Annotated in this window: 20 protein-coding genes; 5 read left to right on the forward strand and 15 right to left on the reverse strand. The window is 61.9% G+C overall.

Annotated elements, in window-relative coordinates:
* Window positions 1–81: 81 nt before the first annotated feature.
* From BBX50_RS05525 to BBX50_RS05560, 8 genes are all read right to left on the reverse strand, one after another.
* The gene (locus BBX50_RS05525; protein ID WP_065774317.1) at window positions 82–501 is read right to left on the reverse strand and encodes a DUF2852 domain-containing protein; all 420 of its coding nucleotides are present in this window, start codon (window positions 499–501) and stop codon (window positions 82–84) included.
* A 146-nt stretch (window positions 502–647) separates the two neighbouring features.
* Window positions 648–1,922, reverse strand: a complete 1,275-nt coding sequence (gene phaZ / locus BBX50_RS05530; protein WP_065774318.1) for a polyhydroxyalkanoate depolymerase — start codon at window positions 1,920–1,922, stop codon at window positions 648–650.
* Between the two features lie 333 nt (window positions 1,923–2,255).
* Window positions 2,256–3,278 carry a zinc-binding alcohol dehydrogenase family protein gene (locus BBX50_RS05535; protein WP_065774319.1) on the reverse strand — a complete coding sequence of 341 codons (1,023 nt, stop codon included), beginning with the start codon at window positions 3,276–3,278 and terminating at the stop codon, window positions 2,256–2,258.
* Between the two features lie 30 nt (window positions 3,279–3,308).
* Window positions 3,309–4,286 (reverse strand): ABC transporter permease, encoded by a 978-nt coding sequence (locus tag BBX50_RS05540; protein WP_065774320.1) that lies wholly within the window; start codon window positions 4,284–4,286, stop codon window positions 3,309–3,311.
* Between the two features lie 95 nt (window positions 4,287–4,381).
* Window positions 4,382–5,935, reverse strand: a complete 1,554-nt coding sequence (locus tag BBX50_RS05545) for a sugar ABC transporter ATP-binding protein (protein WP_065774321.1) — start codon at window positions 5,933–5,935, stop codon at window positions 4,382–4,384.
* Between the two features lie 96 nt (window positions 5,936–6,031).
* Window positions 6,032–7,021 carry an ABC transporter substrate-binding protein gene (locus BBX50_RS05550; RefSeq protein WP_065774322.1) on the reverse strand — a complete coding sequence of 330 codons (990 nt, stop codon included), beginning with the start codon at window positions 7,019–7,021 and terminating at the stop codon, window positions 6,032–6,034.
* Between the two features lie 167 nt (window positions 7,022–7,188).
* On the reverse strand, window positions 7,189–8,208 hold the full coding sequence (locus BBX50_RS05555) for an aldo/keto reductase (protein ID WP_065774323.1): 1,020 nt from the start codon (window positions 8,206–8,208) through the stop codon (window positions 7,189–7,191).
* Window positions 8,209–8,247: 39 nt separating this feature from the next.
* Window positions 8,248–9,753 (reverse strand): altronate dehydratase family protein, encoded by a 1,506-nt coding sequence (locus tag BBX50_RS05560; protein ID WP_065774324.1) that lies wholly within the window; start codon window positions 9,751–9,753, stop codon window positions 8,248–8,250.
* A gap of 223 nt (window positions 9,754–9,976) precedes the next feature.
* On the opposite strand from BBX50_RS05560, the gene BBX50_RS05565 reads away from it, so the two are divergent.
* Together BBX50_RS05565 and BBX50_RS05570 are read left to right on the forward strand one after the other, a co-directional pair.
* Entirely contained in the window at window positions 9,977–10,855 is an 879-nt protein-coding gene (locus tag BBX50_RS05565; RefSeq protein ID WP_065774325.1) for a GntR family transcriptional regulator, read from the forward strand.
* Window positions 10,856–10,874: 19 nt separating this feature from the next.
* Entirely contained in the window at window positions 10,875–11,963 is a 1,089-nt protein-coding gene (locus BBX50_RS05570; protein WP_065774326.1) for a D-mannonate oxidoreductase, read from the forward strand.
* Here BBX50_RS05570 and BBX50_RS05575 read toward each other — a convergent pair.
* Together BBX50_RS05575 and gabD are read right to left on the reverse strand one after the other, a co-directional pair.
* Complete coding sequence (locus BBX50_RS05575) at window positions 11,957–12,763, reverse strand: HpcH/HpaI aldolase/citrate lyase family protein (RefSeq protein WP_065774347.1); 807 nt, start codon at window positions 12,761–12,763, stop codon at window positions 11,957–11,959. The two genes, BBX50_RS05570 and BBX50_RS05575, sit on opposite strands and share 7 nt — an antisense overlap.
* Window positions 12,764–12,892: 129 nt before the next feature.
* The gene (gene gabD / locus BBX50_RS05580) at window positions 12,893–14,347 is read right to left on the reverse strand and encodes an NADP-dependent succinate-semialdehyde dehydrogenase (protein ID WP_065774327.1); all 1,455 of its coding nucleotides are present in this window, start codon (window positions 14,345–14,347) and stop codon (window positions 12,893–12,895) included.
* 254 nt (window positions 14,348–14,601) lie between these two features.
* Between gabD and BBX50_RS05585 the strand changes: the two genes are divergently transcribed.
* A complete protein-coding gene (locus BBX50_RS05585; protein WP_065774348.1) occupies window positions 14,602–15,198 on the forward strand; it encodes a nitroreductase family protein in 597 nt (198 codons plus the stop codon).
* Between the two features lie 70 nt (window positions 15,199–15,268).
* Here BBX50_RS05585 and gyrB read toward each other — a convergent pair whose 3' ends face one another.
* From gyrB to BBX50_RS05610, 5 genes are all read right to left on the reverse strand, one after another.
* A complete protein-coding gene (gene gyrB / locus BBX50_RS05590) occupies window positions 15,269–17,704 on the reverse strand; it encodes a DNA topoisomerase (ATP-hydrolyzing) subunit B (RefSeq protein WP_065774328.1) in 2,436 nt (811 codons plus the stop codon).
* A 135-nt stretch (window positions 17,705–17,839) separates the two neighbouring features.
* Window positions 17,840–18,217: a helix-turn-helix transcriptional regulator gene (locus BBX50_RS05595; protein ID WP_065774329.1), complete on the reverse strand. Its 378-nt coding sequence runs from the start codon at window positions 18,215–18,217 to the stop codon at window positions 17,840–17,842.
* Entirely contained in the window at window positions 18,214–18,780 is a 567-nt protein-coding gene (locus BBX50_RS05600; protein WP_065774330.1) for a Smr/MutS family protein, read from the reverse strand. The genes BBX50_RS05595 and BBX50_RS05600 overlap by 4 nt, the downstream gene beginning before the upstream one ends.
* The gene (locus BBX50_RS05605; RefSeq protein ID WP_065774349.1) at window positions 18,773–19,876 is read right to left on the reverse strand and encodes a murein transglycosylase A; all 1,104 of its coding nucleotides are present in this window, start codon (window positions 19,874–19,876) and stop codon (window positions 18,773–18,775) included. Before BBX50_RS05605 ends, BBX50_RS05600 begins: the two co-directional genes overlap by 8 nt.
* 15 nt (window positions 19,877–19,891) lie before the next feature.
* Window positions 19,892–20,596 (reverse strand): Tim44/TimA family putative adaptor protein, encoded by a 705-nt coding sequence (locus tag BBX50_RS05610; RefSeq protein ID WP_065774331.1) that lies wholly within the window; start codon window positions 20,594–20,596, stop codon window positions 19,892–19,894.
* 129 nt (window positions 20,597–20,725) lie between these two features.
* Between BBX50_RS05610 and BBX50_RS05615 the strand changes: the two genes are divergently transcribed.
* On the forward strand, window positions 20,726–21,232 hold the full coding sequence (locus BBX50_RS05615; protein ID WP_065774332.1) for an FxsA family protein: 507 nt from the start codon (window positions 20,726–20,728) through the stop codon (window positions 21,230–21,232).
* Window positions 21,233–21,402: 170 nt separating this feature from the next.
* Window positions 21,403–21,900, forward strand: coding sequence for a protein-export chaperone SecB (secB, locus tag BBX50_RS05620; protein ID WP_060521526.1), 498 nt, complete (start codon window positions 21,403–21,405; stop codon window positions 21,898–21,900).
* Window positions 21,901–21,959: the final 59 nt, after the last annotated feature.

A 21,959-nucleotide genomic window follows, 5' to 3' on the forward strand; every position in this document is an offset into this window, starting at 1 on the left:
GGGGCTTCGCCTACAGCGTCGAAAGGCGCACAATAGATAATCCGGCGTTTCATGTGAAACGCCGGAAGCGTTGTCTGCGGATTAGTGCGCTTCGACCACCGGACCGGAGCCGCCGTTCTTGCGGTCACGCATGAAGCGGTCAAACTCTTCCTGGTCCTTGGCGCGGCGAAGCTCGCGCACATAGGTGTCGAACTCTTCGCGCATCTCGTCGAGCTTGCGGCGTTCCTCGTCGAGGCGGGCCAGCTCGGCTTCGCGCCAGTCGTCAAAGGCGACGTTGCCGGTGCGATGCGTCCAGTTGGAGCGGCGTCCATTGCGCTTGAAAGCAGAGCACATGCCATCCACCGTGTCGTTAGCGTCCTTCTTGAAAGTCTTCAGCTTTTCGCCGAACAGGATATAGGCGAGCATGGCCAGGCCGAGTGGCCAGAAGACCACGAAGCCAAGCACCATCAGGGCGATGGTCGCGGGCGTCCAATCCGGACGGATCATTGCAGATTGGTTCATCTTCAGGATTCCTCGCAATCATCCGGGCCACCCATGCGGCCCGATGAAAACGATGTGGGAAGGCGCTCCTGCCTCTGCAAGACGCGCCTTCCCGGAATCAGACAAACCCTTGACTCTACGCGGTCAAAACGACCGGTTTGCCGGGTTTACGCCGATTTTCCGCCCTTGATCAGCTGCTTGACCGGCTTGGCATGGCGCGAATGCTCGCGCTGGAAGGCGACGATGCGTGGGGCGATTTCGCGGCGGAAGCGCGAGCCGTTGAAGACACCGTAGTGACCGACATCCGGCTGCATGTAGTGCAGGCGCATATGGTCGGGGATATTGGTGCAGATCGTCTGCGCCGCCTTCGTCTGGCCGACACCGGAGATGTCGTCGTTCTCGCCTTCGACCGTCAGCAGCGCCACCTTCCTGATCGCCGTGGTATCGACGCGCTTGCCACGATGCATCATCTCGCCCTTGGGCAAAGCATGCTGCATGAAGACGACCTGCACCGTTTGCAGGTAGAATTCGGCCGTCAGGTCCATGACAGCGAGATATTCGTCGTAGAAGTCGCGGTGCTTCTCGGCGGCGTCGCCGTCGTTCTTCACGAGATGGGCGAAGAACTCCTTGTGGGCGATCAGGTGGCGGTCAAGGTTCATCGACATGAAGCCGGACAGCTGCAGGAAGCCCGGATAGACCATGCGCATGAAGCCCGGCTGCGGCCACGGCACCGGCATGATGACGTTGTCGCGGAACCACTCGATCGGCCGCTGTTCAGCCAGCTGATTGACGCCCGTCGGGTTGATGCGGGTGTCGATCGGTCCGCCCATCAGCGTCATCGTCGCCGGCGACAGCGGATCGTCGGCCGCTTCCATCAGCGCAACGGCGGCGAGCACCGGCACGGCCGGCTGACAGACGCCGATCACATGGGTATCGGGCCCGAGGAAATGCAGCATCTGGATGACGTAGTCGATGTAGTCGTCAAGGTCGAAGGTGCCTTCGCTGAGCGGCACCATGCGGGCGTCGATCCAGTCGGTGATGTAGATATCGGAATGGGGCAGCAGTGCCTCGACGGTGCCGCGCAGCAGCGTCGCGTAGTGGCCGGACATCGGCGCAACGACCAGAACCTTCGGATCGGCAGCGCGGCCCTTGGGCAGATCGCGCTCGAAATGGATGAGGTTGCAGAACGGCGCACGCCAGACGATCCGTTCCTGGACGGCGACGGGCAGCCCGTCGATCAACGTTTCAGGAAGCCCGAATTCAGGCTTTCCATAGCGGCGGGTGGAGCGTTCGAAAACCTCGAGCCCCGCCGCGGCGGCGCGGCCGAAATAGGTATGTGAGATGGGATTCATCGGGTTGCTGAAGGCAAGCCGCATGGCATCGGCAGCCGTGCGCCACGGCGCCATCATTGCATGGTTCAGTTCGTAGAGCTGGTAGAACATGGGAAGCGTACCCCTTGGTTCAATCAACGACAACGCCGCCCCCAGTCGGACGCAAGCTTGCGATTGTTTGTCTTGGTGTCCGCAATCGCTGCCAGACTACCATGTTTTTTGTGCAGCGCAACAAATATACCCGTCTCACCTCGATACAAGGCCTTAGGCCAGAATGAATCTGGATTCCTGACGATTTGCAAACGAGCTTGTCCGAAACTGGCGGTTTTCCGCTATTTTCGTGTGTCGAGAACCGATGCCAGGCATTTTCACGGAAAAACTGGCGACTTCGAAGCGCGAACGCCAGGTGCGGCCTCTGCGGCGATGCAGCAAGGCCGCCCTCGCTCATGCTGCTGCCACCTTGAGGATTGCCTTGACGAGACCCGACTTTTCTTCTGCCCATCGCGGCAGATCGACGACCGCACCATCCAGCGTCGTGCGGTGGGTGATCAGCGCCTCGACCGGCACAAGGCCGGAACCAATCGACGCGACGACGTGATCGAAGTCCTGGCGCGTCGCATTGCGGCTGCCAATCAACGTCATCTCGCGCTTATGGAACTCGGGATCTGAGAAGCGGATTTCGTCCTTCACCACGCTGACGAACACCAGCGTGCCGCCATGGGCGACATGGGCAAAGGCCGCCTGCATCGATCCGCCGTGTCCGGTGGCATCGAAGACGACATCGAAGCCATCGCCATCCGTCGCCTCGGCGACGCGTGCTGCAACGTCCGCGTCCGCGACGATGCCATGTTTGAAACCGAGCCTCTCCGCCGCAAAAGCCAGCCGCTCGGCGCTGGTGTCGGCGAGCACCACCCGGTGGCCGGCGATGCGCGAGAAGATTGCCGTGCCGAGGCCAATCGGTCCGGCGCCGATGATCAGGGCGCGCGCCCCCGGAGCAACCGAAGCGCGCCGCACCGCATGGGCGCCGATGGCGAGGAACTCAACGGTCGCCGCGGCCTCCGACGAGAGGTCGTATGCCGGATAGAGATTTCCTTCCGGCACGACGATTTCCTCGCAGAAGGCGCCGTCGGTATGGACGCCGAGAACCTTGATCGAGGTGCAGCAGTTTGGCTTGCCCTGGCGGCAAGCAACACAAGTGCCGCAGGCGAGATAGGGATTGACGACGACCCGCGTTCCCGGGGCGATCACCGTCCCAGGACCGCCGGCGACGACCGTTGCCGAGATCTCGTGACCCATGACGCGGGGATACTCCAGAAACGGGTGCTTGCCGGCGAAGATATGGTAGTCGGTGCCGCAAATGCCGACATGGCTGACCGCGAGACGCACCCAACCGTCAGGCACATTTTCGGCCGGCGGACGGTCAACGACCTCCAGGCGGCCGGGTTCGAGGCAGAGCACGGCTTTCATGGCAATTCTCTCGGATGACGGTGGCAGCGCCTAGCGGGCGCTGCGGCGCCGGAGTTGGTCGAAATAGACGATGACGATGATCAGCGCCCCGGTGATGATGCGCTGCCAGAACGAGTTGACGTTGAGCAGATTGGCGCCGTTGTTGATCGTCGCGAGGATGAAGGCACCGAGCAGCGGGCCATGCACCGAGCCGACCGCACCGAAAAGGCTGGTGCCGCCAATGACAGAGGAGGCGATCGCCTGCAGTTCCCAACCTTCGGCCTGGGTGGCATTGCCGATGCCGATGCGCGAGGCAAGCAGCAGGCCGACAAAAGCGGCGCAGGTCGAGGAGAGGATGTAGGCAAGATAGATGGTGCGGTGGACGTTGACACCCGACAGGCGCGCCGCCTCGCTGTTGGAGCCGACGGCGAAGAGATAGCGACCGAAGCGGCTCAGATGCAGGAAGATGTAGGCCGGAACCGCCACAACGATCACCATCCAGAACAGGCTGGGCACGCCGAGGAAATCCGCACGCGAGAAATTAGTGAAGGCCTCATCGGTGATCGAGATCGTCGAGCCGTTGGTGATCAGCAGGCCGATGCCGCGCAGCGAGGTGAGGGTCGCAAGCGTGATGATGAAGGGCGGCAGCCCCATGCGCACAATACCGAAGGCGTGAAAAGCGCCGATCACCACCCCGAAGGCAAGCGTGAGGATGATAGCGGCCCAGAGCGGCACGCCGGCGGCAAGCAGCCAGGCGACGATGACGCTGGTGAAGCCGACCACGGCGCCCACCGAAAGATCGATGCCTGCGGTGATGATGACGAAAGTCTGGCCGACCGCAAGGATGGCCGTCATCGCGCCCTGCCGCAGCAGGTTGCTGATGTTGTTAGGCGTCCAGAAGCTGTTGGTGGCAAAGCCCAACAGCAGCCAGAGGAACAGGAGCAGCCCCAGAAGAGTGAGGCCAAACAGGATGCTCACGCCTTTCCGTGGCGCCGCACCCGCACCGCTCTCCACCGTTTCCACACTCATTGTCTTCCTCCCTGCATCCCTCGAATTTCACTCGCTCTAACGCAATCCGGACGCCAAACGGCTTCACACTCTTGCTGGAATCGCCCTCAGCGCAATCAAACGCCGATCGCCTGCGTCAGCACTTCCTCGTGGCTCGCGGCACGATAGTCATGGCTGGCGACCAGCCGTCCCCCTCGGAATACATGCAGCCGGTCCGCGAGCTCGTAGACTTCAGGCAGATAGGACGAAATCAGGATGATGCCCGCCCCGTTCTCCAGAAGCCGCGCGAACAGGCGGTAAATTTCCGCCTTCGTGCCAACATCGACGCCGACAGTCGGTTCGTCGAAAATGAAGAGCTTGGCACCGTGGCTCAGCCACTTGCCGATGACGATCTTCTGTTGGTTGCCGCCCGACATGGCGGAGACGAGCACCCGGCGCGACGGCGTCTTGATCTTCAGATCGCGAATCTGCCGGTCGGCATTCTCGCGCTCCTGCTGGCCGTTGATCGTCAGCCCGCGTGTCAGCCGGTTGAACACCGGCAGGTTGATGTTGAGGCCGATCGGCAGATTGAGGCATAGGCCCTGGTCGCGTCGACTTTCCGGCGCGAGTGCGATGCCGAGGTCCATGGCCATGCGTTCGCTGGCGATGTCGACCTTGCGCCCCTGCCAGTAGACCTCGCCGGCGCTCGGGCGATGGCGTCCATAGAGACCGAGTGCGAATTCGCTGCGTCCCGCCCCGATCAGCCCGTAAAGCCCGACGATCTCGCCGGCACGGACGGTGAGCGACACATCCTGAAAGCCGGGGCCGCTCAAGTTCCGCGTTTCGACGATGATGTCGCCGGCTGGAAAATGCTCCTTGTGGTAGATCTGCTCGATCGTGCGGTTGATCATCAGCGCGATCAGCTCCGCCTCGTTCGTCTCGCCGATCTTGCGGGTGCCGACATGGGTGCCGTCGCGCAGCACCGAGACACGGTCGGCGAGTTCGAAGACCTCCTCCATGCGGTGGCTGATGTAGACGATGGTCACGCCTTCCGCCTGCAGCCTGCGGATGAGGCGGAAGAGCTGGGCCGATTCCTGTCGGGTAAGATAGGCCGTCGGTTCGTCGAAGATCAGAAACTGCGTACCACGCATGGCGGCGCGCGCCGTTGCGACCAGTTGCTGCTGGCCGATGGTGAGGCTACCGAGCACGGCCCCTGCCGGCAGGTTGAAGCCGAGATCATCGAGCACCCGCTGCGCCGCATCGGTCATGGCGCGCTTGCGCATCAGGCCGTTTCGATTGATTTCGTCGCCAAGGAACATGTTGGCAGCCACCGACAGATGGGCACAGAGCACGACCTCCTGGTGCACCGCGTTGATGCCCCGTTCGATCGCCTCATGCGGCGTGCCGAGCTGGACGGGCTTGCCACACCAAAAAATCTCGCCGGACGTGCGCCGGATGACACCGGTCAAGAGCTTGATCAGCGTCGACTTGCCGGCACCGTTCTCACCGACGATCGCGTGGATTTCACCGGAAAGGAACGTCAGCGAAGCGGGCTTCAGCGCTTCCACAGCGCCATATTTCTTCTGAAGGGCCCGCAGCTCCAGGATCGGCTCGCCCTTCGGAACCGGATGGCGCGTGGCCACCGTAAGCCCTTCGGTCCTGACATCGCGTGCCTCTTGCAACTCGGTCATCTGCGCATTCCTCCCATCGCAGAGATTGCTTGCGACCGGTCCTCGTTCCGGTCGCAAACAGGCGGCGGCGAACAAATGCGCCGCCGCCAGCCATCATCACTTGATCTTCGGGTTCAGCAGAGCGTCGATCTTCGGGTCCGCCATATTGGTCTTGGTCACCAGGTTGGCACCGGTATCGACATTCGCCTCGACCTTCTCACCCTTGGAGACGGCCAGCGCCGTCTTCACGCCATCATAGCCCATGCGATAGGGATCCTGAACGACGAGACCCGCCAGAACGCCTTCCTTGAGGAAGCCGACGGTCTTGTCGTCGCTGTCGAAGCCAATCACCTTGATCTTGTCACCGAGCTTGTTTTCGGCGATCGCCTGGCCAACGCCCTGCGCCATGATCAGGTTGGAGGCAAAGACCCCAATGAGATTCGGGTTTGCGGTGATCAGGTCCGTCATCATGTTGAGACCCGTGGTCGCCTGGCCGTCGGCATATTTGTCGGCCACCACCTTGAAGCCCGGATACTTGGTCTTGACCTGATCGAGGAAGCCTTCGCGGCGCTGATCGAGCGAACCGACACCGGGAAGGTTGGTGATAATGGCGATCTCACCCTCTTCCTTGCCGGTCATTTCCTTTACCGCCGCAGCAAGACCATCGGCAGCAATACGGCCGCCCTGGACGTTGTCGGTGGTCAGGAACGAGGAGAAGGCCTTCGAGTCGGCGCCAGAATCAATGCCGATGATCGGAACGGATTTGGCTGCCTCGTCGATCGGCTTGCCAAGCGCCTTGAACTCCGTCGGCGAAATGACGACGGCAGCCGGTGCGCCAGCCACCGCATTCTCGAGAATGCTGATCTGGCCGTTGATGTCGGACTCGGCCTGAGCGCCCAGTTCCGGCACGTTGACGCCCAGGTCCTTGCCGGCGGCGCGCGCACCGGCCAAAACGATCTGCCAGTAGAAGGATGTGGTGTCCTTGACGATGATCGGGATCGTCACGTCCTGCGCGAAGGATGCGACCGGCGTCATGCCGGCGATCATCGCGGCGCCGGCAAGGGCCGTGAAGGCACGGCGGGTAAGGCTGCTTTTCAGAATGCTCATCCCAGGTTTCTCCTCTTTTTGCACCGTGTTCCAGGTTTTGGAGATCGATCGCAGGTGCCGGCTATCGATCTTTTATCGATAAAAAACATATTGGAATGCTAATACGACATTCACGGCTTGGCAAGCCGGCAGAACATGCATTTCAGGCCCCGAAGCGGCGCCACCCGCTAGACCCGAACCGGCTGGTCTCCGAGTTCCGGCGCGACCAAAGTAAACGGATCGAACGCCGCCAGATCAGGTGCGGACAACCGGCGTTCGACGAGCGCCATGTTGCGCCTCAGGCTCTCCGGCCTTGCGGTGCCGAGCAGCACGGAGGCCACCTGCGGACTGAAAAGCGGAAACTGCATCGCCGGGGCCGCGAGCGGCACATTCATCGCGCGGGCAACTTCTTCCATCGCGCCGACCTTCTGCCTGACTTCGGCGGTTGCCGGCATGTAATCGAAATGGGCACCTTCGACCGGGCCGGTCGCCAGGATGCCGGAATTGAAAACGCCACCGACGACGAGCGATGTCTGCTTCTTCTCGCAAAGCGGCAGCAGTTCGGCGACGGCCGAGCGATCGAGCAGGGTGTAGCGGCCGGCAAGCAGGATGCAGTCGATATCGGCGCGGCGCATCACCTCCAGACAGACCGGAACCTCGTTCACACCCAGGCCATAGGCCGCAATCGTTCCTGAGGACATCAGCTCCTCCAGCGCCTTGAGGCCGCCGTCCAGCAATTGCCTGAGATAGACGGCGTTGCGGACGGCCCCATGGGTGTAGACCCCGATATCGTGCACATAGAGGATATCGATGCGGTTGAGGCCGAGCCGGGCATAGCTGAACTCGACCGACCGCATGATGCCGTCGTAGCTGTAGTCGTAATCGACGTCGAAGTTGAGCGGCTTCACATAGGAATAGTCGGAGACCTTGTCTTCCGGCACTGGATGCAGGAGACGGCCAACCTTGGTGGAGAGAACGAAATCGTTGCGCGGCTTGTCGCGCAGGAAGTCGCCGACGCGGCGCTCGGCAAGCCCGAGGCCGTAAAAGGGTGCGACGTCGAAATAGCGCATACCCGACTGCCACGCCACATCCAGCGTTGCCAAGGCGGCGTCGCGCGTGCATTCCCGGTAAAGCCCACCGAGGCCGGCGGCACCGAAGCTGTATTCGGTCACCGATAGTCCGGTTCGACCGATCCGTCTCGTCTGCATTCCCTGTTCTCCTCCTCCAAGGATGCGTCCATCGCCTGCCTAGAGCGTCGCCCCCAGATGCCAGGGCACGAACTCATTGTCGCCGTAGCCGAAGAGTTCGCTCTTGGTCTTGCGGCCCGAAGCGGTTTCGACGATCAGATCGAAGATCTCGCGGCCGAGCCCGGCAATGCTCGCTTCTCCGGAAGCAATCACGCCGCAATCGATATCCATGTCCTCTTCCATTGCCCTAAACAGCGCCGTGTTGCTGGTGAGCTTGATCGACGGTGCGGGTCGACAGCCAAAGCAACTGCCGCGCCCGGTGGTAAACGCGATCACATTGGCACCGCCGGCGACCTGGCCGGTGGCCGACACCGGATCGTATCCCGGCGTATCCATGAAAACGAGCCCGTGCTCGGTCACCCGTTCGGCATATCGGTAGACGGCGTTCAACGGCGAGCGGCCACCCTTGGCGACGGCACCGAGCGACTTTTCGAGAATTGTCGTCAGGCCGCCGCGTTTGTTGCCCGGCGAAGGGTTGTTGTCGAGCGAGGCACCGTGCATCGCCACATAATTCTCCCACCAGGCGATCAGCCCGTCGAGCTTCACCGCCACGGCTTCGTTCACTGCCCGGCTGCGCAGCAGATGCTCTGCGCCGTAGATTTCCGAGGTTTCCGAGAGGATCGCGGTACCGCCGGCAGCAGCAAGAATATCGACTGCGGCACCGAGCGCCGGATTGGCCGTGATCCCTGAAAGCCCATCCGACCCGCCGCATTGCAGGCCAACGATGATCTCGCTGACAGGGATGGCGACGCGACGTTCCATGCCGACCTCGGCCGCGATTTCGTCGAGAATGCCGAGCGCTTTTTCCACCGAACGGCGGGAGCCACCGGCCTCCTGGATGTTGAAGTGCCGCTTTTCTGTGCCGGTTCCGCTCTGGCCATAAAGCGTCAGCTGGTTGACCTCGCAACCGAGGCCGACCATCAGCACGCCGCCGAAATTGGCATGGCGGGCATAACCCGCAAGCGTGCGATGCAGATTGGCCATGCCGTCGCCCGTCGACGACATGCCGCAGCCCTGGTCGTGCACGATCGGCACGAAGCCATCGATGCCCTCGTATTTCGGCAAGATGCGCCTGTTCGCCTCCTCGGCGATCGCACGACAGACCGTGGTGGAACAGTTCACGCTGGCGACGACACCGATGTAATTTCGCGTCGCCGCCCGCCCGTCGCCACGCCGATAGCCCATGAAGGTGCGGGTCTTGTCGGTCTCGCTTGCCGCTTGCGGCGTCCCCTGCGGACCGATCGCGAGCCGGTCGCGGTCGAAGGCGAGATTGTGGGAATGCACATGGTCACCCGGCGCGATATCGACGGTCGCCCGACCGATCGCCTGGGCATATTTGACGACCGGTTCGCCCGCGCGGATGGGGCGGATCGCGATCTTGTGGCCAGCATCCACCTGGGTTGCCGCCTGAGCATTGTTCGGCAGGCTGTCGCCGGCAGCGATCGCCAGCGTCGCCACGACGACATTGTCCTCCGGTGCGAGCAGAATGGTGGACGGCGCAGACACCGATCTCTCCCTTAGTGCTTTGGTCAGTTATTCTGTCTTTTATCTACAATAGACAGATCGTCGTCAATGGGTATTATGGCGAAAGATCCGAACCGCGGCCGGCAAGGCCATCGCGGCAAACGGGAGGAACCGATGTTGACGACAGGCGAAGACAAAACCCGAGCGACGGGATAGAGGAGCCTCCGCATAAGCGCAGAGAAATTCGAACGACCCGGACGTCGCCATGGCAAAACAGAACACCGTCTTCAAGGATGCCTATAACCGCTGCCTGCGGCTGCTGGCTGACACATCCTCCCTGCCATCCGAACCGGAGCTTGGGCAGGTGCTCGGCGTCAGCCGAACAACGGTGCGAGCGATCCTCAGCCGTTTTGAGGAACTGCAGCTCATCGCATGGGACAAGCGCAAGAAGAACGTGCTGCGGCAGCCGCGCCCCGACGACTACTTTCCGACCGAAGAAACCGATTCGCTCGCCGACATCATCGAGCGCAGCTTCATGCGCAGGATACTGGCCGGCGGGGCCGAGCCGGGGATGCAGATCAACGAGCTTGAACTGGCGCGTGAAATCGGCACCGGCACCACCAGCGTGCGCGAATTCCTCATCCGTTTCAGCCGCTTCGGCCTGATCGAGAAACGGCCGAACAGTCACTGGATACTCAAGGGCTTCACGCGGGAATTTGCGCTGGAGTTGACCGAGGTGCGCGAGATGTTCGAGTTGCGCTCGGCCGCGCGTTTCGTCTCGCTTCCCGACGACCACCCGGCTTGGGAGGAGCTGACGAAGATCGAAGCTCTGCATCGGGAAATCCTGGCGGATATCGACAGGCGCTATCAGGAATTCTCGGAGCTCGACGAGCAATTTCACCTGCTGGTGCACAAGGCGTCCAGCAATCGCTTCATCGTCGATTTCTACGACATCATCGCGATCGTCTTCCACTATCACTACCAGTGGAACAAGACGAATGCGCGCCAGCGCAACGCCCGCGCGCTCGAAGAACATCTCGCCTATATCGAAGCTCTACGCTCGCACGATCCCGAAAAGGCCGAGCAGGCCTGCCGGCGGCACCTCCAGTCCGCGCGCGAAACCTTGCTTCAATCCATTCCATAGCCAGCTATCGGAGCTACGCATGCCGACGCCGATCGTACAATTCGGGACGAGCCGTTTCCTTCAGGCGCATGCCGATCTCTTCATCAGCGAGGCGCTGAAGACGGGTCATGCACCGGGACCCATCACGGTGGTGCAGACGACCGGGTCGAAAGAGCGTTCAGGCCGTCTTGCGGCTCTCACCCACCCCGACGGCTTTCCCGTGGTCGTCCGTGGCCTTCTCGACGGCGAGCGAATTGACCAAACAAAGCGCGTCACCAGCGTATCGCGGGCACTTTCGACTGGCGAGAACTGGGCCGACGTTATGAACATTGTCGCCGAGGAGGCGGAAATCCTGATCTCCAATACCGGCGATACCGGCTTTCAGGTCGCTGAGGATGACCTGGCATCGGAGATCCCCCGTTCCTTTCCGGGTAAACTCCTTCTGCTTCTCAAGGCCCGATTCGATGTGGGCGGACGACCGCTGACGATCCTTCCCTGCGAACTCGTTTCGCGCAATGGCGAGGTGCTCAAAGCGCTAATGTTGCGGCTCGCGGCCGACCGCATCGAAGACGATGCCTTCGCAAATTGGCTCACAGAGGATGTCGTCTGGGCAAATACGCTGGTCGACCGCATCGTCTCCGAACCGCTGGAGCCTGCCGGCGCCATTGCCGAGCCCTACGCGCTGTGGGCCATTGAAAACCAGCCGGGTTTACGGCTGCCCTGTATCGACCCGTCCGTGAAGCTCGTGGAAGACCTGACGCCCTACGAAAAGCTGAAGCTCCACATCCTCAATCTCGGCCACACGGTGCTTGCAGATCTCTGGCTGAAGGAAAACCGCCGCCCGAACGAGACTGTCCGGGAAATCCTCGCTGATGCCCGCGTGGCAGGCCGGCTCGAACACATCTATCAAGCCGAAGTCATCCGCGCTTTCGCCGCAAAGGGTTTGGAGAACGAGGCGACCAGCTATGCTGCCGCAACGTTGGAGCGTTTCAGCAACCCGTTTCTCAACCACCGCCTTGGCGATATCGCCAACCATCATCAGGAAAAGATAGCGCGCCGGATCGCCGACCTCAGACGCTGGAGCCCGGGCGTGCCAATGCCCGAGCTCGCGGCAATTTCCGATCAGTAGCCGGATTCCTGCTTCTTTGGTGCCGGAGCCGCCTCGCCGAGAAACTCCTGGCGCAGGGCTGTCGTCGCCCGCACGAGCGATGTGACATCCGTACCGATCGCCATGAAATCGGCGCCGATGTTGCGGTAGTCCCGCGCCTGCTCGAGATCGAGCGTCATGATGCCGCTTGCCTTACCGGCCTTTTTGATGCGCAGGAACGCGTCGGCGATCGCCGCACGCACTTCGGGATGACCCGGTTTGCCGAGGTAACCCATATCCGCCGCAAGGTCGGACGGACCGATGAATAGACCATCGACGCCGTCGAGCGCTGCGATCTCGTCGAGTGCGGCAAGGCCGGCCCGGCTTTCGATCTGCAGGATCAGGCAGATCTCATCGCTGGCCGTCTGCAGATAATCGGCGACGCGGCCAAATTGCGAGGCGCGGCCGAGCGCCGCGCCAACCCCGCGGACGCCGTGGGGCGGGTAGCGGGTGGCCCGCACCAGCTGCTGCGCCTGGGCCAGGCTCCCAACCATCGGGATCAGCAGGGTCTGCACGCCGGTGTCAAGGATCTGCTTGATCAGCACGGTGTCGCCGACCGGCAGGCGGACCATCGGGTGACTGGCCGAGCCTGCGACCGCGCGAAACTGCGCCGACAGCAACGGAATATCGTTCGGCGCATGCTCGCCGTCGATCAGCAGCCAGTCATAGCCGCTACCGGACACCACCTCCGCGGCATAGGGGCTGGCAAGCGCCACCCAGAGCCCGAGCTGGAAGCGGTTTTCGCGCAGAGCTGCCTTGAAAGGGTTCGTCGGTGCCGGCATGGCCATCTCCTCCTGTATTGCGACGGGATGAGATCATTGCCGTACATCCCGCGATCACGAGATTTCTACCGGCAAAGAAAAAAACCGGCCAGAACTTTCCGGCCGGCTTTGTGATTGGGTTACCGTATCTTATGCAACGCCGCCGAGGCAGACGTATTTGATCTCGGTGAACTCCTCGATGCCGTAGCGCGAGCCTTCTCGGCCAAGACCGGACAGCTTGACGCCGCCGAACGGCGCTTCCGCCGTCGAGATCAGCCCGGTGTTGACGCCGACCATGCCGTATTCGAGCGCCTCAGCCACCCGGAACACGCGGGCGAGATCCTTGGCGTAGAAGTAGGAGGCGAGGCCGAATTCGGTGTCGTTCGCCTGGGCCACAACATCCGCCTCGTCGGTGAAGCGGAAGAGCGGCGCCACCGGCCCGAAGGTTTCCTCGCGTGCAACCGCCATCGCCTGGGTGACGTCGGTCAGAACCGTCGCCTCGTAGAAAGTGCCGCCAAGCGTGTGGCGCTTGCCGCCCTGGATCACGCGCGCGCCCTTGGAGGTGGCGTCGGCAATGTGCTCTTCCACCTTCTCCAGCGCTGACCTGTCGATCAACGGCCCGAGGATCACGCCCTCGTCGAGGCCGTTGCCGATCTTCAGCTTGGCGACCGCCTTGGCGAGCTTGTCGGCGAAGGCGTCATAGACCTTGTCCTGCACATAGATGCGGTTGGCGCAGACGCAGGTCTGGCCGTTGTTGCGGAACTTGGCGATCAGCGCGCCCTCGACCGCGGCATCGAGATCGGCATCGTCGAAGACGATGAACGGCGCGTTACCGCCAAGCTCGAGGCCGAGCTTCTTGATGGTGGCGGCGCTCTGGCGATAGAGCTCGGCTCCGACCTCGGTCGAGCCGGTGAAGGTCAGCTTGCGCACCACCGGATTGGAGGTCATCTCGGCGCCGATCTCGCGAGCGGAACCGGTAATGACGCTGAAGAGGCCCTTTGGCAGGCCGGCGCGTTCGGCAAGGATGGCGATCGCTATCGCCGAGAACGGCGTCTGTGCCGCGGGCTTCAGCACCATGGCGCAGCCGGCGGCGAAGGCCGGACCGGCCTTGCGGGTGATCATCGCATTGGGGAAGTTCCACGGCGTGATCGCCGCGACGACGCCGATCGGCTGCTTCATGACAAGAATGCGCTTGTCGGGCTGATGACCGGGGATCAGGTCGCCATAGAGACGCCGCGCTTCTTCGGCGAACCACTCGACGAAGCTTGCGCCATAGACGATTTCGCCGGTCGCCTCGGCCAGCGGCTTGCCCTGCTCAAGCGTCAGGATACGGCCGAGATCCTCCTTGTTCTCGATCATCAGGTCGAACCACTTGCGAAGCACGCCGGCGCGGTCCTTGGCAGTGCGGGCAGCCCAGCCCTTCTGGGCCAGGCGTGCTGCCTCGATTGCAGCCTTGGTTTCCTTGGCGCCGAGCTTCGGCACGCGGCCGATGATCTCGCCGGTCGCTGGGTTGTTCACCTCAATCGCGTTCGCCGCGTCCGATTCGATCCACTCGCCGCCGACGAGGGCTGCCTGGCGAAACAATGATGGGTCTTTAAACGACATGATCCGTCCTCTCTCAAAGTCTACAGAACTTATACAACTTTTTTCAGGGATACGGCAATGACCCAATTCTGTCGTTTTGCACTTTCCCGAAACTGCGCCCACGCCGTCGCTCAGTCGTATTTTGCGCGCCCCAAACCCGGTTTCATCGGCACCCGTCCTCATGTAGCGTCGCCAGGCGAATCGGACCATAGGCGAACAACCAGTCACACGCCGAAGGCCACTGGAGCTCGCAACGATAAAGAAGAGGCATGTCCATGACGGCGACCGACAACAGAAAAGCCGACTACCCTATCGACGCATTGTTTTTGGAGCGCTGGTCGCCCCGCGCCTTCACCAGCGAGGAGATCGAGGAAAACGCCCTGCTCTCCTTCTTCGAAGCCGCCCGCTGGGCACCGTCTGCGAGCAACCGTCAGCCATGGCGGTTCGTCTATGCCCGTCGCGGCACAGAGCGCTTTCCCGTGCTGCTCGACACTCTCGATGAGGGTAACCAGCGCTGGGCAAAGAATGCCGCCGCGCTGGTGATCGTCATTTCGAAAACCCACAACCCTGCGCAAAGCGGTGAAATGCGGCCGTCCTATACCCATGCCTTCGATACAGGCTCTGCCTGGTACAGCCTTGCTTTGCAGGCTTCCCTCGCCGGCTGGCATACCCACGGCATGGCGGGCATCGACCGCGACAAGGCAATGCGCGTTCTGAACGTTCCCGAATACCACCGGGTCGAGGCCGCCGTCGCGATCGGCCGGCTGGCCGATCCCGCGACGCTTCCCGACGATCTGCGTGCACGCGAGATCCCTAGCCAGCGCAAGCCTGTCAGCGAATTTGCCTTCGAAGGCCAGTTCAAGGGCGAATGAACCACCAACAAAAATCCCGGCGCCAGGCCGGGATTTTCATTGATTTTATTCTGTCTCTGCAAAACCTCGATCAGATGTCGAGGTTCGCCACGCTCAGCGCGTTTTCCTGGATGAAGTCGCGGCGCGGCTCGACCTCGTCGCCCATCAGGCGCGAGAACAGGCCATCGGCGTCGGTGGCGTCGGTGACGCGGACCTGCAGCAGCGAGCGGACGTTCGGATCGAGCGTCGTTTCCCAGAGCTGCTCGGCATTCATTTCGCCGAGACCCTTGTAGCGTTGCATCGACAGGCCCTTGCGGCCGGCGGCGAAGATCGCGTCAAGAAGCGCACGCGGTCCGCTGACCTCCTGCGTGCCGTCACGGCGACGCAGCACCGGCGGCGCCGAGTAGACCTCTTTCAGCTTTGCCGCCAGCTGGTCGATATAGCGGGCATCGGACGAGCCGATCAGCGCCATGTCGAGCACCGCGACTTCCTTGACGCCGCGAACCATGCGTTCGAACCGCAAACCGCCTTCCGTGGTGACGGCACCGGTCCAGCCGCGCTCTGTTTCCTCGGCGATCACGTCGAGGCGACGGGCGATCTCCGCAGCGGTCTTCTCGTATTCATCGCGCTGGCCGTTGAGCTCGACGTTCAGCGCGCCGGCGATGGCCGCCTGTTCGACGATAGCCCGGTTGTAGCGCGAGTGCAGCCCGTTCATGAGGTTACGCAGGCGCAGCGCGTCGTTGATAACCTCGCGCAGGTCCTGGCCGGCGCGAACTTCGCCCGATTCAAGCTGCAGCGTCGCTTCCTCGAGGCCCATCGAGATCAGGTAATCTTCGAGCGCCTGCTCGTTCTTCAAGTACTGCGCCGACTTACCGCGCGTGACCTTATAGAGCGGCGGCTGGGCGATATAGATGTGGCCGCGCTCGATCAGTTCCGGCATCTGGCGGAAGAAGAAGGTGAGCAGAAGGGTACGGATGTGGGCGCCGTCGACGTCGGCGTCCGTCATGATGATGATCTTATGGTAACGCAGCTTGTCGGCGTTGAACTCGTCCTTGCCGATCGAGGTGCCCAGCGCGGTGATCAGCGTGCCGATTTCCTGGCTCGACAGCATCTTGTCGAAGCGCGCACGCTCGACGTTGAGGATCTTGCCGCGGAGCGGCAGGATCGCCTGGTTTTCGCGCGATCGGCCCTGCTTGGCGGAACCACCCGCCGAGTCACCTTCCACCAGGAAAACTTCGGACTTTGCCGGATCGCGTTCGGAGCAGTCAGCGAGCTTGCCCGGCAGCGACGAGATGTCGAGTGCGCCCTTGCGGCGCGTCAGTTCGCGAGCCTTGCGGGCGGCTTCGCGGGCCGCGGCCGCTTCGACCACCTTGCCGACCAGGATCTTGGCTTCGCTCGGATGTTCCTCGAACCAGGTGCTGAGCGCCTCGTTGACGAGGCCTTCGACCACCGGACGAACCTCGGAGGAAACAAGCTTGTCCTTTGTCTGCGACGAGAACTTCGGATCCGGCACCTTGACCGACAGCACCGCCGTCAGGCCCTCGCGGCAGTCCTCGCCCTGGAGCGTGACCTTTTCCCGCTTGGTGATGCCCGAGGAATCCGCGTAGGAGGTGACCTGGCGCGTCAGTGCACCGCGGAAGCCCGCCATATGGGTTCCGCCGTCGCGCTGCGGAATGTTGTTAGTAAAGCAGAGCACGTTTTCGTGGTAGCTGTCGTTCCACCACATCGCCACTTCGACGGTGATGCCGTCCTTCTCGCCACGAATCGATACTGGCTTGTGCACCAGCGGCTTCTTCGCCCGGTCGAGATAGGCGACAAAGGCCTCCAGCCCGCCTTCATACATCAACTCGTCGCGGCGGATGTCTGAATGACGCTTGTCGGTCAAGACGATGCGAACGCCGGAATTCAGAAAGGCGAGTTCGCGCAGGCGATGTTCGAGCGTCGCATAATCGAATTCGATCTTCGAGAAGGTCTGCTCGCTCGGCATGAAGGTGACTTCGGTGCCCGTCTCCGTGCCGGCGTCGCCGGTAACGGCAAGAGCGCCATCGGCGACGCCGTGCGTGAAGCTCATCTCGTGAATCTTGCCGGCGCGCCGGATTTTTAGCTTCAATGAAACCGACAGGGCGTTGACGACGGAGACGCCGACGCCGTGCAGACCGCCCGAAACCTTGTAGGAGTTCTGGTCGAATTTTCCGCCGGCGTGCAGCTGGGTCATGATGACCTCGGCCGCCGAGACACCTTCTTCCTTGTGGATGTCGGTCGGGATGCCACGGCCGTTGTCCGTGACCGTTACCGAGCCCTCCGGGTTGAGCGTCACCGTCACGATATCCGCGTGGCCGGCAAGCGCCTCGTCGATCGCATTGTCCACGACTTCGTACACCATGTGGTGCAGGCCGGAACCGTCATCCGTGTCGCCGATGTACATGCCCGGCCGCTTGCGCACGGCATCCAGGCCCTTCAGCACCTTGATGGAATCGGCACCATATTCGGCGCTGGCGCCGGTTTCGGTCTCAGGATTGTCGGTCATTCAGCTACGGGTCTTTCCAGGTTCTTCGGACGTAGTGATTCGTTGCGAATCACGTCTCGGACGCCTCGCGGACTATAGAAAATTTGTCCACTGTTCCAAATCCCGGACCGCCAGGCAGCGGCCGGAAACGGGTATTCATCCCCTGTCATTATCAGGAAATGTGGCTTTTTCCAAAACATCTTCCAGGGCACGGATCGTCTCGGGCGACAAAGCGCGGATTTGTTCGCTGAGCCGGTTGGCAAACGCCGTGTGCTCCGGTGTCAAGCCCGATGTGTCCAGCACGACTTTCGGCGCGGAGACATTGGCAATGCGGAACAGTTCCTCCGCCTCGTCCCAGATCACATTGAAGTAACCGGCGACGCGCTGAAGGAAATCGAAGCTTGGGGCACCGCGTTTTCCGTGCTCGAGCGCGGAAAGATATGCAGCCGATACGCCGATCGCCGCCGCCATCTGCTTCTGCGACACACCTTTGCGTCGCCGAAGGTCACGCAGCGCCCGACCGAACGGCGTCATATCGCGCTTCCCCGAACACGGGCCAGACGGACATAGAGGGCACCCTCCCCTCCGTGATTGCGCGCGGCCGGCTCATAGGACGATATCAGCGGCCGGAACTCGGGCAAGGAAAGCCAGAGCGGCACGGCCCGTTTCAGAGCACCGTCGCTGCCGAAGGACGTGCCCTTGCCGGTAATGACGAGCACATGGCGCAGCCCCCGCTCATGCGCCCTTAGAAGAAACTGCAGAAGCAAGCCATGCGCCTCGCTCTGGATCATGCCGTGCAGGTCGATCCGCGCTTCAAGCGCCAGACGGCCTTTGGCGAGCTTGCGCTTGACCGGCTTTTCAAGCGGTTGGTGCACTTTTTCGCCAGGCTTCTTTGTCAGAGCTATGCCCTGCTGCTCAATGGCGCCGGTCGCCGTCTGCTGCTGCTTGGCCTTGGGCTGATCCTGCGGCTTTGGCGGCTCGTCCTCGACCAGCATGCCCATCAACTCATCGAGCCGGCCCGGCATCGGTCTCGTCGAGCGGGCAACCTTGCCCCAGAGAATGCGATCCTCGGCCGAAAGCTTCTTTTCCCTAGCCATGGCCGTAACGTGCCGCGGCGGCCCTTGGAACAAAAACGTAGAAATCCGCCGCGTTGCGGACCGCTCCTGCCCGCTCGCCAGCCTCGTATCCGGAACCGGTGAAAATATCGCCGCGCGCCGGACCGACGATCGCCGAGCCCGTATCGAGTGCCAGCATCAGGCGCTGGAAAGGTTTTCCGTCATCGAGGCGCGTCAGACTGTCGCTCGCGATGTAAAATGGCACGCCGAAGGTATGGATCAGGCGATCGACCGCCAACGAACGTCCCGGCTCAAGCGACACCTTGGCGGCGGCGATTGGCCCCAATTGCTCATCCTCGACCGCAGCCTCACGGAAAAAGATGAACGACCGGTTGTGCCAGAGAACTTCATCGACTTCATCGGGATGCGCCTCCAGCCAGCTTCGGATGCTCATCATCGAAACGGTCGCGGCATCGATCTTGCCACGATCGATCAAAAGCTTGCCGATCGGCGAGAAGTAATGGCCGGTCTTGGCCGCATAGGTCACACGACAGCGCTTTCCATCCGGGAAAACAAGGCGCGCAGCACCCTGCACATGTACGAAGAAGACATCGACCTTCGATTTCGCATAGGCGATCTCCAGCCCGCGCCCGGCCAGATGACCTTGCTCGATTGCCCGCCTGTCCGGATACTCGCTGATCCGTCCCTCCTCAGAGAGACCGAAGGCGAAGTAGGGATCCATGCCGCCGGGCCGGTTGGCATCGTCAACATCGACCAAATCCCGCGGGCGCCGGTAGAGCGGAAAGCGATAGGTTTCGTCCGCTTCGGCGCGGACCTCGATCTCCGGCTCGTAGAACGCGGTCACGAAACCGGAGCCTGACTCGGGGGCGATGCGAAACGGCACGAAACGCTGTTCGAAAAACGCCCGCGCGTCTTCGGGAGTGTCGACATGCTGTGACGAAGCCGAAAAGGCCGGTAACAGATCGTCGACGGAGACGCCGAGAGAACCGGTCCGATACGGCTTGACCGTCGACACATGCGCATGACAGCGACGCATCGCATCGATCACGGGTTTCGGGTCATCATCCTGCCAGCCGGGAAGATCGTCGAAACGGACGGGTTCAAGTCGAAAGGACATCGGCGCCATATCCGCTTAGTTTTCGGATTCGGTGGCGATCAGCTTCCAGTTTGGATCCCGCGAGCGGATGTCGCGCGCAAAGGTCCAGAGATCGTTGACCTCGGCGACCGACTCGGCGTCGCCGTCGATCAGGCCGCCCTGCTTGTCATAGGTGGCGGAAATCAACTGGCTGACGATGCGGACCGTGATGTTCTCTTCACTTTCCTTGACCTCGGCGTGGATGATGTCCGCCTTGTCGATACCGACGAATGTGGACTTCACCACCTCACCCTTGCGCTCGCGATCGGTAATCGCCGCATCGAAGCCGTCATAGACCTCGCGCGACAACAGGTTCTTGAGCGTCTTTCGGTCGCCGTCGGCAAAGGCCATGACGATCATCTCGTAGGCCATCTTGGCACCGTTGACGAATTCCTTGGGATCGAAGCTCTGGTCAGCGTCGCTCAGCGCCCGAAGCTGGGTATTCAGCGTCGTGCCGGCCTTGGCGAAGGCATCGATCGTTTCGTAGCGGTTCGCCTCCTCTTCCACACTCTCGCGTCGAGGCAGCTGCACGACCTTGCCCTTGTCGCCGTTTTCCGGCCCCTGGCTCATGTCGCGCGGCGAATATGGATCGAATGGCGGCCGCTCACTGCCCGTCCGACGGCCCAAGACGCTGCGCAACTGCAGGAAGATGACCACGGCAGCGATCAGGAAAAAAAACGTGATGAAGTCAAAGGAGCCCATTTCCACCCTGAACCGCTGTTAGAATTTCTCGTAGCTATTCCATATAGTCCGCAAGGACAGATCATTCAAATGTCGATGTCACACCCTTGGCAAGGGATGTGGCACCAAGTTTCGTTTCAGGCAGCATCGATGCGTTCACTTCTTATCCCCCTTGTGGTCCTTGGCCTACCGCTCGCCGAAATCGCCGGCTTCGTCGTCGTCGGCCGAGAGATCGGTCTTTTGATGACGTTGCTTCTGGTGCTTGCAAGCGCTCTTGTCGGCATTATCCTGCTCCGAGTCCAGGGATTTACCGTCATTCGCCGGATGCAGGATGCCGCCCAGGCTGGACTCGACCCGGGTCGAGAGGTGCTTGGCGGCGCCTTGCTGTTCTTTGCAGCGATCCTGCTCGTCGTACCGGGCTTCGTCAGCGACGTGTTCGGCCTGCTTCTGTTTGTGCCTTTTGTCCGCGATGCGGTGGCAGCCTTCCTGCGCAAGCGGCTGACGATCGTCAGCGCTGCATCCGGCGCAAACTGGCAAGCACAAAACGATCCGCGCCATGCGCGCCCTTCGCCACGCGTGATCGATCTCGACGAGGGAGAATTCTCGCGGACCGACGACGAGGATCCGCCACGGACGGAGGATCGCCATCAGCGGTAGTCCGACAGATCGAACGGCGACGCTCTATCGCCCAGATTTCAGAGCATATTGCCGGCTTCATGGTTAGGAGCGCAAGCGCGGGTGAGCAGCCGAAAGCGCCCGGGCCGCAGGGTTGTAAGCCCTAGGCCGAAATGCTAGATGGCCTCACCTAATTATGTCGAGGAACCCTTATGACGACTGATACCGCATCCAACGGCAATGGCAGCGCGCAGCAGAGCCCGACGCTGAACATCCTCGCCCAATATATCAAGGACCTTTCCTTCGAAAACCCGGGCGCTCCGCGTTCGCTGCAGGCCCGTGACAAGGCGCCGTCGATCAATATCAACGTCAACGTCAATGCCAACCCGCTCGCAGAAAACGATTTCGACGTCGTTCTCTCGCTGAACGCCGAGGCAAAGGACGGTGACCGCGTTCTCTTCAACGTCGAGCTTGCCTATGGCGGCGTCTTCCGCGTTGCCGGTTTCCCGCAGGAGCACATGCTGCCGCTGCTCTTCATCGAGTGCCCGCGCCTGCTGTTCCCGTTCGCCCGCCAGATCGTTGCCGACGCGACCCGCAATGGCGGCTTCCCGCCGCTGATGATCGACCCGATCGATTTCGCGCAGATGTTCGCACAGCGCATGGCCGAAGAGAAGGTTCGCGCCCAGGTCTCGAACGAGACCGCGAACTGATCCAGGAACAGCATCGCTAAAGCAAAAAGCCCGGCCATTGCGCCGGGCTTTTTTCATGC

Origin of the sequence: Ensifer sp. LC11 (genome assembly GCF_001695835.1) — a bacterium.
In the GTDB taxonomy this organism is placed as follows: domain Bacteria; phylum Pseudomonadota; class Alphaproteobacteria; order Rhizobiales; family Rhizobiaceae; genus Ensifer.

Bases quoted from the DNA above. Each gene is read 5' to 3' on its own strand.
- BBX50_RS05525 (WP_065774317.1), bottom strand. From the start codon at position 501: ATGAACCAATCTGCAATGATCCGTCCGGATTGGACGCCCGCGACCATC.
- phaZ (WP_065774318.1), bottom strand. From the start codon at position 1,922: ATGTTCTACCAGCTCTACGAACTGAACCATGCAATGATGGCGCCGTGG.
- BBX50_RS05535 (WP_065774319.1), bottom strand. From the start codon at position 3,278: ATGAAAGCCGTGCTCTGCCTCGAACCCGGCCGCCTGGAGGTCGTTGAC.
- BBX50_RS05540 (WP_065774320.1), bottom strand. From the start codon at position 4,286: ATGAGTGTGGAAACGGTGGAGAGCGGTGCGGGTGCGGCGCCACGGAAA.
- BBX50_RS05545 (WP_065774321.1), bottom strand. From the start codon at position 5,935: ATGACCGAGTTGCAAGAGGCACGCGATGTCAGGACCGAAGGGCTTACG.
- BBX50_RS05550 (WP_065774322.1), bottom strand. From the start codon at position 7,021: ATGAGCATTCTGAAAAGCAGCCTTACCCGCCGTGCCTTCACGGCCCTT.
- BBX50_RS05555 (WP_065774323.1), bottom strand. From the start codon at position 8,208: ATGCAGACGAGACGGATCGGTCGAACCGGACTATCGGTGACCGAATAC.
- BBX50_RS05565 (WP_065774325.1), top strand. From the start codon at position 9,977: ATGGCAAAACAGAACACCGTCTTCAAGGATGCCTATAACCGCTGCCTG.
- BBX50_RS05570 (WP_065774326.1), top strand. From the start codon at position 10,875: ATGCCGACGCCGATCGTACAATTCGGGACGAGCCGTTTCCTTCAGGCG.
- BBX50_RS05575 (WP_065774347.1), bottom strand. From the start codon at position 12,763: ATGCCGGCACCGACGAACCCTTTCAAGGCAGCTCTGCGCGAAAACCGC.
- gabD (WP_065774327.1), bottom strand. From the start codon at position 14,347: ATGTCGTTTAAAGACCCATCATTGTTTCGCCAGGCAGCCCTCGTCGGC.
- BBX50_RS05585 (WP_065774348.1), top strand. From the start codon at position 14,602: ATGACGGCGACCGACAACAGAAAAGCCGACTACCCTATCGACGCATTG.
- gyrB (WP_065774328.1), bottom strand. From the start codon at position 17,704: ATGACCGACAATCCTGAGACCGAAACCGGCGCCAGCGCCGAATATGGT.
- BBX50_RS05595 (WP_065774329.1), bottom strand. From the start codon at position 18,217: ATGACGCCGTTCGGTCGGGCGCTGCGTGACCTTCGGCGACGCAAAGGT.
- BBX50_RS05600 (WP_065774330.1), bottom strand. From the start codon at position 18,780: ATGGCTAGGGAAAAGAAGCTTTCGGCCGAGGATCGCATTCTCTGGGGC.
- BBX50_RS05605 (WP_065774349.1), bottom strand. From the start codon at position 19,876: ATGTCCTTTCGACTTGAACCCGTCCGTTTCGACGATCTTCCCGGCTGG.
- BBX50_RS05610 (WP_065774331.1), bottom strand. From the start codon at position 20,596: ATGGGCTCCTTTGACTTCATCACGTTTTTTTTCCTGATCGCTGCCGTG.
- BBX50_RS05615 (WP_065774332.1), top strand. From the start codon at position 20,726: ATGCGTTCACTTCTTATCCCCCTTGTGGTCCTTGGCCTACCGCTCGCC.
- secB (WP_060521526.1), top strand. From the start codon at position 21,403: ATGACGACTGATACCGCATCCAACGGCAATGGCAGCGCGCAGCAGAGC.